This is a genomic window from Ferrovibrio sp. GW821-FHT12B10 (assembly GCF_058807515.1).
The window spans coordinates 1,228,650-1,244,141 of record NZ_JBXAQT010000001.1 but is presented as its reverse complement, the minus strand read 5'-3'; the positions used below and the strand labels follow the sequence as shown (position 1 = coordinate 1,244,141).

The 15,492-nt window shown below is 65.4% G+C and carries 16 protein-coding genes; 4 read left to right on the top strand and 12 right to left on the bottom strand.

Features of this window, described 5'->3' with window-relative positions; all coding sequences use genetic code 11:
• Positions 1-76 precede the first annotated feature (76 nt).
• Together gcvA and AC1RRT_RS06280 are read left to right on the top strand one after the other, a co-directional pair.
• Entirely contained in the window at positions 77-973 is an 897-nt protein-coding gene (gcvA, locus tag AC1RRT_RS06285) for a transcriptional regulator GcvA (RefSeq protein WP_493012917.1), read from the top strand.
• A gap of 93 nt (positions 974-1,066) precedes the next feature.
• Complete coding sequence (locus tag AC1RRT_RS06280) at positions 1,067-1,921, top strand: hypothetical protein (RefSeq protein ID WP_493012916.1); 855 nt, start codon at positions 1,067-1,069, stop codon at positions 1,919-1,921.
• Here AC1RRT_RS06280 and AC1RRT_RS06275 read toward each other — a convergent pair.
• From AC1RRT_RS06275 to AC1RRT_RS06265, 3 genes are all read right to left on the bottom strand, one after another.
• Positions 1,907-2,380 carry a DUF2867 domain-containing protein gene (locus AC1RRT_RS06275; protein WP_493012915.1) on the bottom strand — a complete coding sequence of 158 codons (474 nt, stop codon included), beginning with the start codon at positions 2,378-2,380 and terminating at the stop codon, positions 1,907-1,909. The two genes, AC1RRT_RS06280 and AC1RRT_RS06275, sit on opposite strands and share 15 nt — an antisense overlap.
• Positions 2,381-2,442: 62 nt before the next feature.
• Positions 2,443-2,931: a DUF2867 domain-containing protein gene (locus tag AC1RRT_RS06270; RefSeq protein WP_493012914.1), complete on the bottom strand. Its 489-nt coding sequence runs from the start codon at positions 2,929-2,931 to the stop codon at positions 2,443-2,445.
• Positions 2,932-2,998: 67 nt separating this feature from the next.
• Positions 2,999-3,421 (bottom strand): tautomerase family protein, encoded by a 423-nt coding sequence (locus AC1RRT_RS06265; RefSeq protein WP_493012913.1) that lies wholly within the window; start codon positions 3,419-3,421, stop codon positions 2,999-3,001.
• Positions 3,422-3,528: 107 nt separating this feature from the next.
• Here AC1RRT_RS06265 and AC1RRT_RS06260 point away from each other — a divergent pair, with 107 nt between their 5' ends.
• On the top strand, positions 3,529-4,404 hold the full coding sequence (locus AC1RRT_RS06260) for a LysR family transcriptional regulator (RefSeq protein ID WP_493012912.1): 876 nt from the start codon (positions 3,529-3,531) through the stop codon (positions 4,402-4,404).
• Here AC1RRT_RS06260 and AC1RRT_RS06255 read toward each other — a convergent pair whose 3' ends face one another.
• Together AC1RRT_RS06255 and AC1RRT_RS06250 are read right to left on the bottom strand one after the other, a co-directional pair.
• Complete coding sequence (locus AC1RRT_RS06255; protein WP_493012911.1) at positions 4,405-4,806, bottom strand: DoxX family protein; 402 nt, start codon at positions 4,804-4,806, stop codon at positions 4,405-4,407.
• 114 nt (positions 4,807-4,920) lie between these two features.
• A complete protein-coding gene (locus tag AC1RRT_RS06250; RefSeq protein ID WP_493012910.1) occupies positions 4,921-5,571 on the bottom strand; it encodes a glutathione S-transferase family protein in 651 nt (216 codons plus the stop codon).
• Between the two features lie 127 nt (positions 5,572-5,698).
• On the opposite strand from AC1RRT_RS06250, the gene AC1RRT_RS06245 reads away from it, so the two are divergent.
• A complete protein-coding gene (locus AC1RRT_RS06245; protein ID WP_493012909.1) occupies positions 5,699-6,127 on the top strand; it encodes a winged helix-turn-helix transcriptional regulator in 429 nt (142 codons plus the stop codon).
• Here AC1RRT_RS06245 and AC1RRT_RS06240 read toward each other — a convergent pair.
• The 7 genes from AC1RRT_RS06240 to AC1RRT_RS06210 form a co-directional block, all read right to left on the bottom strand.
• Positions 6,124-11,061 carry a response regulator gene (locus tag AC1RRT_RS06240; protein WP_493012908.1) on the bottom strand — a complete coding sequence of 1,646 codons (4,938 nt, stop codon included), beginning with the start codon at positions 11,059-11,061 and terminating at the stop codon, positions 6,124-6,126. The two genes, AC1RRT_RS06245 and AC1RRT_RS06240, sit on opposite strands and share 4 nt — an antisense overlap.
• A 186-nt stretch (positions 11,062-11,247) precedes the next feature.
• Complete coding sequence (gene rplS, locus AC1RRT_RS06235; protein ID WP_493012907.1) at positions 11,248-11,622, bottom strand: 50S ribosomal protein L19; 375 nt, start codon at positions 11,620-11,622, stop codon at positions 11,248-11,250.
• A 38-nt stretch (positions 11,623-11,660) separates the two neighbouring features.
• On the bottom strand, positions 11,661-12,404 hold the full coding sequence (trmD, locus tag AC1RRT_RS06230) for a tRNA (guanosine(37)-N1)-methyltransferase TrmD (protein ID WP_493012906.1): 744 nt from the start codon (positions 12,402-12,404) through the stop codon (positions 11,661-11,663).
• Positions 12,404-12,982, bottom strand: coding sequence for a ribosome maturation factor RimM (gene rimM, locus AC1RRT_RS06225; RefSeq protein WP_493012905.1), 579 nt, complete (start codon positions 12,980-12,982; stop codon positions 12,404-12,406). Before rimM ends, trmD begins: the two co-directional genes overlap by 1 nt.
• 3 nt (positions 12,983-12,985) lie before the next feature.
• Positions 12,986-13,360, bottom strand: coding sequence for a 30S ribosomal protein S16 (rpsP, locus tag AC1RRT_RS06220; protein WP_493012904.1), 375 nt, complete (start codon positions 13,358-13,360; stop codon positions 12,986-12,988).
• 47 nt (positions 13,361-13,407) lie between these two features.
• On the bottom strand, positions 13,408-14,793 hold the full coding sequence (gene ffh / locus AC1RRT_RS06215) for a signal recognition particle protein (protein WP_493012903.1): 1,386 nt from the start codon (positions 14,791-14,793) through the stop codon (positions 13,408-13,410).
• A 289-nt stretch (positions 14,794-15,082) separates the two neighbouring features.
• Complete coding sequence (locus AC1RRT_RS06210) at positions 15,083-15,457, bottom strand: response regulator (protein WP_493012902.1); 375 nt, start codon at positions 15,455-15,457, stop codon at positions 15,083-15,085.
• Positions 15,458-15,492: the final 35 nt, after the last annotated feature.

Below are 15,492 nucleotides of genomic sequence, written 5' to 3'. Positions count from 1 at the left end.
TTCAAGCCTAGCGGGACCCTCCCGTCCAGTGGGGATGGCTGGATTTAAATTCCCCTCCGGCTTAAAAGAAATTCCCATGGCCCACCTGCCCAGCCGCCGCCTGCTGCCCCTCAATGCCCTGAAGGCCTTTGAGGCCGCCGGCCGCCATCTCAATTTCACCGCCGCCGCCGAGGAGCTCTCGGTGACGCTGTCGGCGATTTCCCACCAGATCCGTCAGCTGGAGGAGCTGTTGGGCGTGCCGCTGTTCCACCGCACCCGCAAGGGTCTGGTGCTGTCGACCGAGGGCCAGCTCATCCTGCCGGACGTGCAGCAGGGCTTCGACTACCTGGCCAGCGCACTCAGCAAGCTGGAGGCCCGGCGCGGCGAAGGCACGCTGACGCTCAGCATGCTCTCCACCTTCGCCATGCGCTGGTTCATCCCGCGCCTGCCGCGCTTCCAGGAAGCCTATCCCGACATTGAAGTGCGCATCACCACCTCGCTGAAGCCCGCCGACCTGGAGCGCGAGGGCATCGACTGCGCCATCCGCTATGGCGACGGCGACTGGCCGGGCCTGAAGTCGACGCGGCTGTTTGCCGAAGCGCTGGTGCCGGTGGCGCATCCCAAGTTCAAGGACCAGATCAGGAAGCCGTCTGATCTGAAGACGCAGAAACTGCTGCATTCGCAGAACCGCCGCGAGGACTGGCGTGTCTGGCTCAAGGCCGCCGGTCAGACCGACATCGATCCTGTCGTCGGCCAGATGTTCGAGACGCGCTCCTACGCGATCCAGGCGGCTGTTCAAGGCATGGGCATCGCGGTGATGGATCCGGCGATGGTGGCCGAGGAAGTCGGCGCCGGGCGTCTGGTGCAGCTGTTCGATGTGACGCTGCCGCTCAGCAACGCCTACTGGTTCGTCTGCCTCGAGCATATGGCCGATGCGCCGCGCATCAAGGCGATGCGCGACTGGCTGACCGAGGAAGTGAAAGAGACGGCCTAGGTCGTCGTTTGACGCCTGGCTTGACGATCTTTTCACGGCGCGCGCCCCGGCCTGCCGCTATGATGGTCCGGCGTTATCGGGAGGGCCCGCGTCATGCGTAACGGACTGATGGCGGGGCTTGTATTGCTCCTGTCATGCGCGGCCTATGCCGCCCCGATCCCGACCGGCGATGGCTATCAGGTCGTGAAGATCGGCGACTACAATCTCGAAGTCTTCACCTACAAGCCGGTCAGCTACTCCAATGGCCCGCTCCTGATGGTTTTCCACGGCGTCGAACGCGACGCCGATGCCTATCGCGATAATGCGAAAACCATGGCCGATCGCTTCGGCATGGTCGTGGCCGCGCCGCTGTTCGACAAAGCCCGCTTCCCCAGCATGCTCTATCAGCGCGGCGGTATCGCCAACCAGAAAAACCTGCTGCCGCAGGACAAGTGGATCGGCACGACGGCGATCGCGCTGGTCGACCAGTTGCGCAAGGACGATGGCCGGCCGCAACCCGATTACTATCTGATCGGCCATTCGGCCGGCGGTCAGTTTCTGGCACGGCTGGCGCCCTTCGTGCCGCATGCGGCCAAGCGCATCGTGGTGGCCAATCCATCCTCCTGGGTATTCCCGACCACGAAGGAGGCGTTTCCCTTCGGCCTGGGCGGCGCGACGGCGTCGCTTGGCAATGATGATTTCCTCAGGCGCTACCTGGCCGCGCCGCTGACGATCTATCTCGGCATGGCGGATACCGGTGACCGGCACCGCGATGACAGCGAGGATGCGGCCGGGCAGGGCGCGACGCGTTACGAGCGTGGCCTGAATTTCTACAAAGCCGGGCAGGCGCTGGCGCAGGAAAAAGGCTGGGTGTTGAACTGGCGTCTGGTGGAAGTGCCGAAAGTCGGTCACAGCAGCAAGCGCATGTTCGATGCGCCGCAGGTCAAGGCTGCGTTATTCGGCGACTAGCCGCTTGGCCAGCTGCTTCACCATGCTGCGCACGATCAGCTTGTGGAAGGGCATGATCAGGGCCAGATAGGCGCGGCCCAGGCGATTGTGGGTGGCGACCGCGGTGGTCAGCGTGATGCGGCTGCCGGCTTCATGCGCATCGACGCGCATCAGGGCGCGGAAGTCCAGATGGCCATCATCCAGGCCCGACACCACTTCCGTTTCAGACTCGCGGATCACCGGAAAGCCCTTGCGGATTGCGGGCGCCTTGTAGCCGAGCCGGCCCATGATGGCATTGCGGATGTCGAGCAGCGCGCTGGCCCAAGCCGGCGGCGTGCTGAAGAACTCCGCCGACAGGATGCGGGCGTCGAGATCACGGCGTGGCACGATAACGCTGAAGGCATCGGCGAAATCGCAGCCGGGCAGGCTGGCGACAAAGGCCGGATCGGCGGGAACGACGGTGACCGCAGCGGGGCGCATGCCGGCACTATGCGGTGGATATGTCCTCGCGTCTCGCTTCACGATGTCGCAGGCGGCGGCCTTTAGATGCTCAGCCGTTCCGCCACGCGTTTCAGCAGGCTGCGCACCACCAGCTTGTGAATCGGCATGATCGCCGCGAGATAGACGCGGCCCAGCCGGTTGTGGGTGCGCACGATGGTGGTGACGGTGATCAGGCCCAGATAAGGCCCATCGGGGCCGAGCGGAATGGTGTCGACGCGGAACTGGGTGCGGAAGTCCAGGTGGTTGTCGTTCAGGCCGACCACCACCTCGTCGCGGCTTTCGCGCAGCACCGGCAGGCTCTGCACCATCTCGTCGGTCTTCAGCCCGAAGGGCCGCATGACGATGTTGCGGATCTTCAGCAGCCAGCCGGCCCAGTCAGGCAGCTTGCTGAAGCACAGCGCCGCCACGTCGCGCGCATCCAGCCCGGCGCTCGGCAGCGTCACCGCGAAGGCATCGGAAAAGTCGCAGCCCGGCAGACTGTCGACAAAGGCCGAGTCGGCCGGTGCGGCGACGATGCGGGATACGGACATCGGCGCAGCATGGGAAATCCACGCTGCGCCGTCCAGTATCCGAAGGAACGAGGGTAGGGTGGGCCACTCAGACGGCGGCCAGCGAAACCCCCAGCTTGCCGGCGATATAGCGCCGCTCCTGGGTCAGGCCGCCGAAGCCGTAAGCGTAACCGTACACGTCATGCACATAGACGTAGCTTTCGGTATGCAGCGGGCCCAGCAGTTCGCCCATGGTCTTGAATATCGCCGAGATGAAGGCGGCCTTCTCGTCCTTGGTGTTGGTGCTTTCCACGATCTTGATGTCGAGGAAGAAGCTGGCCAGCTTCTGTTCGGCCAGCGACGGCCCGCCGACGAACCAGTTCTCGGCCGGTACGACCTCCACGGTCACGGCGGTGAGTGACTGGTCCTTGCGCAGCTGCTCGGCCGAGATGCGGCTGGCGGCCGCGGCAACGGCCTGCACCAGGCCGGGCTTTTCGCTGGGGGTGGAATATTTGACCTGGATGATCGGCATGGGGTGGCTCCTGTCTGGGGGCGTTTATTGCCCGTGGACAGGAGAATAGGTCCGGCCCTATCATAACAGAACTGGACAAATGTTCATTTTATACATAACTGAATGATATGATTGTCAAAGACCATATAAGCGGTGCACTCGACATCGATGCCCTGCGCGCCCTGGTGCTGGTGGCGGATTACCGCAGCTTCACCCGCGCGGCCGAGGCGCTCAGCACCAGCCAGGCGGCGATCAGCCTGCGGCTGAAACGGCTGGAGGTGCGGCTCGACCGCCGCCTGCTCGAGCGCACGCCGCGGCTGGTGCGGCTGACACCCGATGGCGAAACGCTGGTGAAAGAATCCCGCCATGTGCTGGCCGCCCATGATGCGGCACTGGCCGCGCTCAACGAGAAGCCGAAGCGGCCGCTGGTGCTGGGGATCAGCGACCAGGCCGTCGGCGCGCAGTTGCCGGGCCTGCTGGCGCGCGTGCGGTCGCGGCTGCCGGGCCTGAGGCTGGAGGTGCGCATCGGGCTTTCGCGTGATCTCAGCGAGCTATACGAAGCCGGCCAGCTCGATGCCGCCATCCTGCATCAGGTGGGCGACACATCACCGCGTGGTGCGGAGTTGCTATTGAAGGACCGGCTGGGCTGGTTCGCCGCACCGGATTTCGACCTGAAGGCCGGCGAGCCGCTGCCGTTGGTGGCGCTGGCCGCGCCCTGTTCGGTGCGCGCGGCTGCCATTCGCGCGCTCGACAAGGCCGGTGTGACATGGACCGAGGCCTTCACCGGCGGCGGGGTCGGCGCGCTGGCGGCGGCGCTGACGGCCGGCCTGGGCGTCGCCGTGCTGGGGCGTCGCGCGCGCCTGCCCGGCATGGTGGAGCTGACAAAAAAACAGCGGCTGCCGGTGTTGCCGGCAACCGCCATTCTTTTGCTCTCGCGCGTCAGCGATCCTTTGCTGTCGCGCGCCTTGCGTGAGATCGCCTCGGCGATCCGTGCTGATCAGTGATCAGCCGCGACGGTCGACGCTCAAGGGGCCGGCGCCGAAGCTGGCAAAGGCCAGCAGGCCGCCGGTGATCGCCATATTCTTGAAGAAGTGGGTCTTCTGCAGCATGACCTGGGCTTCCGGCACGGCCCAGTAGTTGTGGAAGATGATGGCGGCCGCAGCCGTGAAGACGGCAAGCACCAGGGCGGCATAACGGGTCTTGAAGCCGACCAGCAGGGCGGCGGCAACCACCACCTCGACGAAGATGGTGCCGGCGGCGGCGACCTGCGGCAGCGGCAGGCCCTTGGAGGCGATGTAGCCGACGGTGCCTTCGAAATTGCCGATCTTGCTGATGCCGAAGGGAATGAAGAGCGCGGCGATCAGGATGCGGCCAAGCAGCGGGCCGAACTTGTCGAGCAGTGCCATGGGAGTGTGTCCTTCTTTTCTCTTGATGGTTTGTTGTTGTGATTCGTTAAAAGGGCGACGCGAGTTTAGCGCGCCGCCCCGGTCGGGTCTTTCAAAAAAATGTCAGCTCTGGACTCAGGCTGCCTTGTCCATCGCCTCGAGGGCTTCGGCCTCGCGGGCCAGCGCCTTCTGCACCGCCGGACGCTGCTTCATGCGCTCGAAATGCTTGGCGTAGTTCGGATAGGCCGAGACATCGAGGCCGAGCTTGGTGGCCCAGTTGAAGAAGACGAAGATATAGGCGTCGGCTGCCGACCAGTTGCCGAACACCCATTCCTTGCTGCCGAGCGTCTTCTCGACGATGGCGAAGTTGGCGGCGGTGGCCTTGGCGGCGAGTGCCTTGATGTTGTCGGCGGTGTCGGGCAGGTCGGAGAAGTTCTGCGGGCCGAAGAAGCGGCCCATCACCGGATGGATGCCCGAGGCGCACCAGGCAATGAAGGCCAGCGCTTCGGCTTCCTTCAGCGCATCGCCTGCCGGCAGCAGCTTCGCATTGGGGAAGCTGCGATTGAGATAGGTCATGATCGCGGTGTTTTCAGTCAGCATGGTGCCGTCGATGCCGAGCATCGGCACCTTGCCCTTGGGATTCAGCGCCAGGTATTCCGGCGTGCGGGTCTGGCCCTTGCGGGTGTAGGTGACCTTCGGCGTGAAGGTGGCGCCGGCCTCTTCGAGGCAGATATGGGTGGCCAGCGAGCAGGCGCCGGGCGAGAAGTAGAAGTCGAGTTTGGCCATGGTAACGGGTCCCTCCGGTTACGGTTTCCCCGCGCAATGTCTTGGCGAGAGCGCGGCGGGGTTCAGAGGCATAGCCTAGCACAGTATCGATTTGCAAGAAGGCACCCAAAAGCCCTATACTTACCGAATGGCTACTGAGAAAGACCTCGATTTCCGGCATGCGCTGACCGCCGACGGTCAGCCGCTCTGCGCCCGCATGATCTGCGCGACGCTCGACCTGATCGCCAACAAATGGGCGGTGCCGATCATTCTCACATTGTCGCGCGCCGGCGAGCAGCCGTTGCGCTTTTCCGAAATGGCGCGCGCCATTCCGCTGATCACGCAGAAGGAGCTGACCAAGCAGCTCCGTGCGCTGGAGGCCGCCGGCCTGGTCGGCCGCCGCGTGCATGCGGCCGTGCCGCCGAAGGTGGAATACTGGCTCACCGACATGGGCCATTCGCTGCGCCCGGTGATGGACGAGCTCGGCCGTTGGGCCGCCAAGAATGGCCCGCGCATGGCGCAACAGCGCAAGGCGCTGCCGGAGAGCGCGTCGGCCATGGTCGACGCCGCCGACTAGCCGCCTGACGGCGTGGCGGCAACGCCCGCCCTGGCCAGCACGACGCCCAGTTCCGATGCGATATAGGGCTTGTCGATGAAAGACAGCAGCGTGACGCCCGAGAAGCGCTGCTGCAGCACCGCATGGCCGTAGCCGCTGGCGATCACCACCGGCAGGTCGGCCCGGATTTTCCGCAACTCCTGCAATAGCTGTTCGCCGCGCATGTCGGGCAGGCCGATGTCGATCACCGCCGCATCGATGCCGGCGGGGTTACCGCGCAGGATGGCAATGGCGGCCTGGCCGGTGGTCACCGCCTCGACGCGATAGCCCAGATCCATCAGCCCGTCGGCCATCACCGACTGCATCAGCGCATCGTCCTCGACGAACAGCAGGCAGGGAGCGGTGGCGGCCTGCTGCGGCGCATCGAGGATGTCGCGCACCTTGCTCGCCAGCGCCGCATAGGTGAAGGGCTTGGTGATCAGCTGCACGCCCGCGTCCAGCCGGCCGTGATGCACCACCGCGGTCTGCGCATAGCCGCTGGTGAACAGCACTTTCAGCTGCGGATAGCGCGCCTGCGCGGCATCGGCCAGCTCGCGCCCGTTCATGCCGCCGGGCAGGCCGATATCGGTGAACATCAGGGCGATGTCGTTGCGCTCGGCCAGGATGTTCAGCGCATCATGCCCGGTGCCGGCCTCCAGGATGCGGTAGCCCAGATCGGCCAGGATGTCGCGCGAATGGGCGCGCACATCGGGATCGTCCTCCACCACCAGAACGGTTTCGCTGCCGTGGCGCGGCGGCTCGGGTTCGCGCCGCAGCGCGGCCTCCTCGGCGATCGTCGCAGCCGATTGCAGGCGCGGCAGGTGGATCGTCACTGTCGTGCCCTGGCCGGGTGTGCTGTCCAGCCGCACATGGCCGCCGCTCTGCTTGACGAAGCCATAGACCTGGCTGAGGCCGAGGCCGGTGCCATGGCCGACATCCTTGGTGGTGAAGAAGGGCTCGAAGGCCTGCTCGATCACGTCGCGCGGCATGCCGATGCCGCTGTCGCTCACCATGATCTGCACGTAATCGCCGGCTGCCATGTCATCCTGGGCCGTCACCGTCGCATTGGTGGTGACGATCTCCAGCCGCCCGCCGCCCGGCATTGCGTCGCGCGCATTCACCGCCAGGTTCAGCAGTGCATTCTCCAACTGGTTGGGATCGACATGGATCGGCCACAGGCCCTTGGCCGGTTGCGCATCCACCGTCACCTGTTCGCCCAGCGTGCGGCGCAGCAGATCCGACATGCCGCTGACCAGCACATTGACGTCGACGGCCCGGGGCTCCAGCGGCGCGCGGCGCGAGAAAGCCAGCAGGCGCTGGGTCAGCGAGGCGGCGCGTTCGGCGCCGCGGGCGGCGCTGTCGATGGCGCGCAGCATGCGTGCGGTATCGGGCGCCTCGCGCTTCAACTGCCGCTGCAGGGTTTCGATATTGCCCATGATCACGGTCAGCAGGTTGTTGAAGTCATGCGCCACGCCACCCGTCAGCTGGCCGATGGCTTCCATCTTCTGGGCATGGCCGAGTGCTTCCTCGGCGCGGGCGCGCTCGTTGATCTCGTTGCGCAGCCGTTCGTTGGTGGCAGTCAGTTCGCGTGTGCGCTCGTTGACTTTCTTTTCCAACGTGGAGTTGACGTCGCGGGCCACCGCCAGCAGCAGCTCCTGCTGGTCTTCCATGTTCTTGCGGTCGGTCAGGTCGATCACCGAGCCGATATAGCCGAGGAAATTGCCCCGGCTGTCGAAGCGCGGCGCGGCAGCCCCATGCATCCAGCGATACTGCCCGTCGCTGCGGCGCAGCTGGTATTCGACCTGGAAGGTCTCGCGCTTCGTACTGGCAGCCATGAAGACGGCGAAGGCGCGTTCGCGATCCTCGGGATGGATGGCCTCCAGGCTGCCGGTGCCCAGGCTCTGCTCCATGCTCTGACCCGTCATTTCGGTCCAGCGCGGATTGATGTAGGTGAGCTGGCCGTCAGCGTCCGTGACCCAGATGATCACTGGCGCGCTGTCGGCCATGGTGCGGAAGCGCGCCTCGCTTTCGCGCAGCGCCGCCTCGGTCTTCTGGCGCTCGGCGATCTCGATCTGCGCCGCCTTGTAAAGCTGGGCGTTGTCGATGGCGATGGCGGCCTGGGCGGCGATGCCCGAGAGCAGGCGTTCGCTGCGCTCGTCGAACATACCGGGTTCCGGGTGGCCGAAGAACAGCCCGCCCAGCACCTCGCCGTTGCGCGAGATCACCGAGCTGGCCAGATAGCTGCGCACCGGCAGGTGGCCTTCGGGCATGCCCTTGTTGGGGGCATTGCGGCCATAACGCGGGTCCTTGGTGATATCGGCCGAGCGCACGATGCCCGCGCCGCCAAAGGTCGGCGCGAAGATGTCGGTGTTGCGCGGCATCGGGAATTTGGCGAAGGCCTCGCGCGGCACGCCCGACAGCGTGTAGAGCATGTAGCTCTCGCCGGCATCGTCTTTCACATTGTAGAAGAAGGCGCCGAAAGCGGCTCCGGTCAGGCGCGTCGCCGCATCGGTCACCGCCTGCACCACGGCATCGAGATTCAGTTCGGCCGAGACCATGGCGCCGACGCGACCGAGGATTTCCAGGGTCGCGGCTTCCTCCATCAGCGCCTTTTCGGTTTCGCGGCGGAAGCGCGCCATCTGCAGGTTGCGCGCCACCCGCGACAACATTTCGCGCGCCGAAAACGGCTTGACCAGATAGTCGTCGGCACCGGCATCCATGCCTTCGATGCGGGCCTCCTCGCCGGCGCGGGCCGAGAGGAAAATCACCGGCGTGTGGCGCAGCAGCGCGTCGCCGCGCAATGTCTTCAGCAGGTTCAGGCCGTCCATGCCCGGCATCATGATGTCGGAGAGGATCAGGTCGGGCATGCGCCGCCGCGCCGCCGCCAGTGCCGCTTCGCCATCGGCCACCGCCTCGACGCTGTAGCCTTCCGCCGCCAGCAGGCGGCGGATGTAATCGCGCATGTCGGGGTTGTCGTCGGCCAGCAGGACATGCTGCCCGCCGCTCACCGGTGGCGGCGGCAGGTCGGCATCGGTGGCGGCAGTCGGCAGGCTTTCGTCGACGGCGGCATTGCCGCCAGCGCCGGGCAGCCAGCGCAGCGCCTCGGCCACGAAGCTGTCGGACTGGATGCTGGCCGGCGTGATGGGCGTGGTGGAGACGATGCTTTCGGCCGGCAGATGCGCGGTGCCGATCGGAATGGTGACGATGAAGCTGCTGCCGCGGCCGGGCTCGCTTTCCACCGCGATGGCGCCGCCATGCAGCCGCACCAGTTCCTGCACCAGGGCGAGGCCGATGCCGCTGCCCTCGAAGCTGCGGCCGGGCGCGCCGGCAACGCGGTAGAAGCGCTCGAACAGATGCGGCAGGGCCTCGGGCGCGATGCCGCTGCCGGTGTCGGTGACGATCAGGATGGCGTTGTGGCCGTCAGACGATGCCTTCAGCGAAACGACGATTTCGCCCGACAGCGTGAATTTGAAGGCATTGGACAGCAGGTTGAGGACGATCTTTTCCCACATGCCGGGATCGACATGCACCGGGCCGGGCAGCGGCAGGCAGTCGACGCGGTATTTCAGGCCCGCCTGCGTGATGGTCGATTCGAAGCTGGCCGCCAGTTCGGCGGTGAAGCCGGCGAGATCGACGGGGCTGTACTGGATCTGCGCGCGGCCGGCCTCCAGCCGCGAGAAATCCAGCAGCGTGTTGACCAGCTTGAGCAGCCGCAGGCCGTTGCGATGGGCGATCTCGACCAGCGGCGTGGCCGGGGACGGCGGCTTGGCGAGGACTTCCTCCAGCGGACCCAGCATCAGGGTCAGCGGGGTGCGGAATTCATGGCTGACATTGGAGAAGAAGGCGGTCTTGGTGCGGTCGATCTCGGCCAGCGCATCGGCGCGCTCGCGCTCGGCCTCGAACAGTTGCACGCTGACCAGGTTGGCCTCGATCTGGCCGGCCAGCAGGTTGATGAAACCGGCATAGCCCGGGTCGTAGCGGCGATAGGGATTGAGGCCGATGGCAAGGAAGCCGTTGAGCTGGGTCTGGCGCATCAGCGGCACCAGCACCATCTGCTGCATCATGGCGCCGCGTCGGTCGGCGCTTAAGGGGCCGCCGAAACGCGCCGGCAGATTGTCGATCACCATCGGCCCCTGGCCATTCAGAATCGCGGCCACCGGCAGTGGCATCGCATCCTCGGGCCGCACCAGCAGCGGGAAGCGGTTGCGGTCGGCCTGCGGACCGACAAAGCAGATACGCGTGGCCTGGCCGCGGCCATCGGCATCGAACAGATACAGCGCCAGCAGCGGCATGTCGGGACGGTCGCCCAGAATCTCGGTCAGCGCCGGGCAGACTTCCTCCAGGCTGCGCGCCAGCGTGAAGTCGGCCGCAAGGTCGCGCAGCAGCATCATGCGCCGCTCGGCGATCACCCGTTCGGTGGTTTCGGTCACCACACAGAGCATGCCGACGATGATGCCGGCGTCATTGGCCAGCGGGCTGTAGGAGAAGGTGTGGTAGGTCTCCTCGGGGAAGCCGCTACGCTCCAGGAACAGCAGCAGGTTCTCGTCCCAGGTGGCCTCGCCGGTTTTGAATACATGCTCGATGCGCGGCCCGGCGAACTCCCAGACCTCGGCCCAGACCTTGCGCGACGAACTGCCCAGCGCCCAGTCGGCCTTCACGCCCAGGGTCGGCCTGTAGGCGTCGTTGCAGAAGAAGGTGAGGTCGGGGCCCCAGGCCATCCACATCGCATAGCGCGAGGACAGCAGGATGCGGATGGTGGTTTTCAGGCTCTGCGGCCAAAGATGCGCCGGCCCGAGCGGTGATGCCGCCCAGTCGTAGGATCGCATCGCCGCGCCCATCTCACCGCCCCCGGCGAGAAATTCCAGCCCCCGAGTGATATCGGCGGCTGGCGCGGTCTTCATCGTCACATCGTTCACGGCCCGTAAAACTCCGGTGCCCCGATGCCTGCCGAACGGTACTAGACCGTATTCAGATGCGTGCCGCCACTGCTTTCAAATCGGTTTCGGCGGAAAAACAAAAGCCGCCCGCCGGAACTTTTCCGGCAGGCGGCTTGAGTGCTTGCAACCGACGGCCGGCAGAGGCCGGCCGGAAGACCCAGAGGCTTAAGCCTTGGGCTGGATGTCGCGCTTCTCGGTGATGCGGGCGGCCTTACCGGTACGACCACGCAGGTAGTACAGCTTGGCGCGACGCACATCGCCGCGGCGGACCACGACGATCGATTCGATGCGGGGGCTGTAGAGCGGGAAGATACGCTCGACGCCTTCGCCGTACGAAATCTTGCGCACGGTGAAGGAGGAGTTCACACCGCGGTTCGAGCGGGCGATGCACACGCCTTCATAGGCCTGCACGCGCTCGCGGCCGCCTTCGACCACCTTCACGTTCACGGTCAGGGTATCGCCGGGGGCGAATTCCGGCACCGCACGGGCGGCGACGAGAGCATCGGACTGCTCTTTCTCGATCTGCTGCATCAGGTTCATGGCACTCTGCCTTTCTTCTTTCAAAGTTCAAACGCGTTTCAATTCTTCCCCGCCGGCTTGCGCCGACGGTAACTCTCCCACAGGTCCGGGCGGCGTTCGGCGGTGATTTTCTCCGCCATCTCGCGCCGCCAGGCTGCGATCTTCTCGTGGTGGCCGGACAGCAGCACATCGGGCACTGCCAGGCCTTCCCACTCCTGCGGCCGGGTATACTGGGGATATTCCAGCAGGCCGTCCGCGAAACTCTCCTCGGTGCCGGACTCTTCGGCACCCATCACTCCGGGCAGCAACCGCACGACTGCATCCAGCAGCGCGTATGCGGCGATCTCGCCACCCGACAGGACGAAGTCGCCGAGGCTGACCTCGACAACGGGGCGCGCCTGCAGCAGGCGTTCGTCCACCCCCTCAAAGCGGCCGCAGAGCAATGTCGCCCCGCCTGCCGCCTTCACCTCATGCACCAGCGCCTGATCCAGGCGCCGGCCACGCGGCGAGAAATAGATCAGCGGCTGCCCGCCGATCTCGCCATCCGCACCCGCCAGCGTCGCATCGAGCGCACTGGCCAGCACATCCGGCCGCATCACCATGCCCGGCCCGCCGCCAAACGGCGTGTCGTCGACGGTGCGGTGCTTGTCGCGCGCGAAGTCGCGAATATCCGTCACCCTCAGCGACCAGCGCCCTTCACTCAAGGCACGCCCGGCCAGGCTTTGCCCCAGCGGACCGGGGAACATCGCGGGATACAGTGTCAGTATCCGCGCGTTCCACGGCGAAGCCGGGACGGTACTCATTACTCTCCGGCCTGTTCGGCCGCCCGTTCGGCTGCGAGCTGTTCAGCCCGGGCCGCGCGATCCTCCTCGGTTTCCGGTCCGCCGAGCCAGAAGGCCGGTTCCACCGTCACCGTACCGCCGGCGAGGTCCACATCGGGCACCGCGTCGTCGGTAAAAGGCACCATCGCCGAACGGCCGCCGTCGGTTTTCACCTCCAGCATGTCGCCGGCGCCGTAGTTGTGAACCGCAGTCACGCGCCCCAGAACCCGGCCCGACATCATCGCCGTCAGACCAACCAGATCGGCGAAGTAGAACTCGCCTTCACCGGCCTTCGGCAGGGCGGAGCGCTGAATGTAGAGCTCCGTCCCCTTCATCGCCTCGGCACCGTTACGGTCCTCGACGCCCTTGATACGCGCAATCACCACGTCACCTTTCGACAGGCGCAGCACCTTCAGCGGATACACCTTCGTCGCGCCGGCGTCCTGCAGGGGACCGTAGTCTCCCAGCGATTCCGGGTCGGCGGTGAAGGTCTTCACCTTCACCTCGCCGCGGACGCCCTGCGCGCCGATCACGACGCCCAGCAGAAGGGTGCCGCTCATGCCTTAGGAAGCGGCGGCTTCTTCAGCCGGCTTCTCGGCAGCGGCCTTGGCGGCTTCCTCAGCAGCCTTGATGCGCTCCTGGGCCTTCGCCTTCGGCTTGCCCTTCTCCGGGTTGGTGCCGTGTTCCCACTTCACCAGACCAGCCTTCGAGAAGAAGCGGGCCACGCGGTCGGACGGGGTCGCGCCCTGGCTCAGCCAGTACTTGCAACGCTCGACGTCGAGCGTCACGCGCTCACGGTCCTTCGGCAGCATCGGATCATAGGAACCGATCTTCTCGATGAAGCGGCCATCGCGCGGCGAGCGCGAGTCAGCGACAACGATGCGATAGTAGGGGCGCTTCTTGGCGCCGCCACGGGTCATGCGAATCTTAACGGACATGGTTTTCCTTTCAGACTAAACGTTGAAACTCGAATTGCACAAAACTCTCACAGCTTGGGCATGCCGGGCATTCCGCCCATCATCCCGCCCATGCTGCGCATGAAACCCTTCTGCCCCAGCTTCGACATGCGCTTCATCATGTCGGCCATCTGGAGGTGCTGCTTCAGCAGCTTGTTCACATCCTGCACTGAGGTGCCCGAACCTGCCGCAATGCGCTTCTTGCGCGAGGCGTGGATCACCTTCGGATTGAGACGTTCGTCTTTGGTCATCGAGCCGATGATGGCTTCCTGACGCTTCAGCACGGTCTCGTCGACATTGGCGCCGGCCATCTGCTGCTTGATCTTACCCACGCCGGGCAGCAGGTTCATCACGCCCGACATGCCGCCCATCTTGCGCAGCTGCTTGAGCTGGCTGGCCATGTCGTTCAGGTCGAACTGGCCCTTCTGGACGCGGGCGGCGAGGCGCTCGGCGTCTTCCTTCTCGATCGTCTCGGCGGCCTTCTCGACCAGGCTGACGATGTCGCCCATGCCGAGGATGCGCTGCGCGATGCGCTGCGGATGGAACGGCTCGAGGGCATCGACCTTTTCGCCGACGCCAATCAGCTTGATCGGCTTGCCGGTGACGGCGCGCATGGAGAGCGCCGCGCCGCCGCGGCCATCGCCATCGACGCGGGTCAGCACGATGCCGGTGACGCCGACGCGTTCATTGAAGCTTTTCGCGACATTGACGGCGTCCTGGCCGGTCAGGCTGTCGGCGACCAGCAGCGTCTCGTGCGGCTGCACGGCGTCGCGCACGCTGGCGACTTCCAGCATCAGCGTCTCGTCGACATGCAGGCGGCCGGCAGTATCCAGCATCACCACGTCATAGCCGCCGAGCTTGGCGGCCTGCACGGCGCGCTTGGCGATATCGACCGGCATCTGGCCGGCGACGATGGGGAGGGTCGGGATGTTGTTCTGCTCGCCGAGGATCTTGAGCTGTTCCTGCGCGGCCGGGCGATAGACGTCGAGCGACGCCATCAGCACCTTCTTGCGCTCCTTGGTGATCAGGCGCAGCGCGATCTTGGCGGTGCTGGTGGTCTTGCCCGAACCCTGAAGGCCGACCATCAGCACGGGCACCGGCGGCACGGCATTCAGGCTGATGCCGGCATCGGCTTCGCCCGGCTCCTCATTGCCGCCCAGCATCTCGACGAGATGATCGTGGACGATCTTGATGACCATCTGGCCCGGGGTCACCGAGCGCAGCACATCCTGTCCGACGGCCTTCGCCTTCACGCCGTCGATGAAGGTCTTCACGACGGGAAGCGCGACATCGGCTTCCAGCAGGGCGACGCGAACCTCGCGCAGCGCTTCCGAGACATCAGACTCCGACAGCGCGCCGCGCTTGCGCAGCCGCTCGAAGACGTCTCCCAGTTTGCCGCTCAGAGATTCGAACATGTCGACCCTGAAATTCCTCAACAAAGGCCACAAGCAAAACGACGCCCGTGCGCGACACTCGCGGACGGACGGCGGTCCTCGGACCGGATTGCTTCCAAAGCTTCAGAAAGCGGGCGGAATAAAGCCCTTATGGGCCTCTAAGTCAACCCAAAGTCCCTGCCATGGGCCGTCACCCCCGGATTTATTCCGAGGGTCCGCGGCCTTATCGGGGCTGCGGAACTGTCAGATGGACCTTCGGGACAGGCCCGAGAGTGACGGGCGTTCTATAAATTATAGTATTTTCAAATACTTAGTGAACGAAGCGGCGCAGGGCCTCGACCAGGGCGCGCGGATCGATCGGCTTATGCAGCACCTCGTTCATGCCGCTGAGCAGGCATTCCTTGCGCACCTCCTCGCCATCGGCCGCCGTGATGCCGATGATCGGGATGCTCAGGCTGTTGGGCAGGCCGCAGAGCCGGATTTCCTGGGTCGCCTTGATGCCGTTCAGGCCGGGCATCCGCACGTCCATCAGGATGGCAGCCAGGTCGCGGTGTTCGATGAACAGGTTGACCGCATCGCGGCCATCCTTGGCAAAGACCGTCTGAAAGTTCAAGGCATTCAATAACTTGTCAAAAACAGCGCGCCCGGCCGTGGCGTCGTCGGCAATCAGGATCTTGCGGGTCATGGCGGCGGCATCGGCAAGGCGGGGTAAGGCATTAC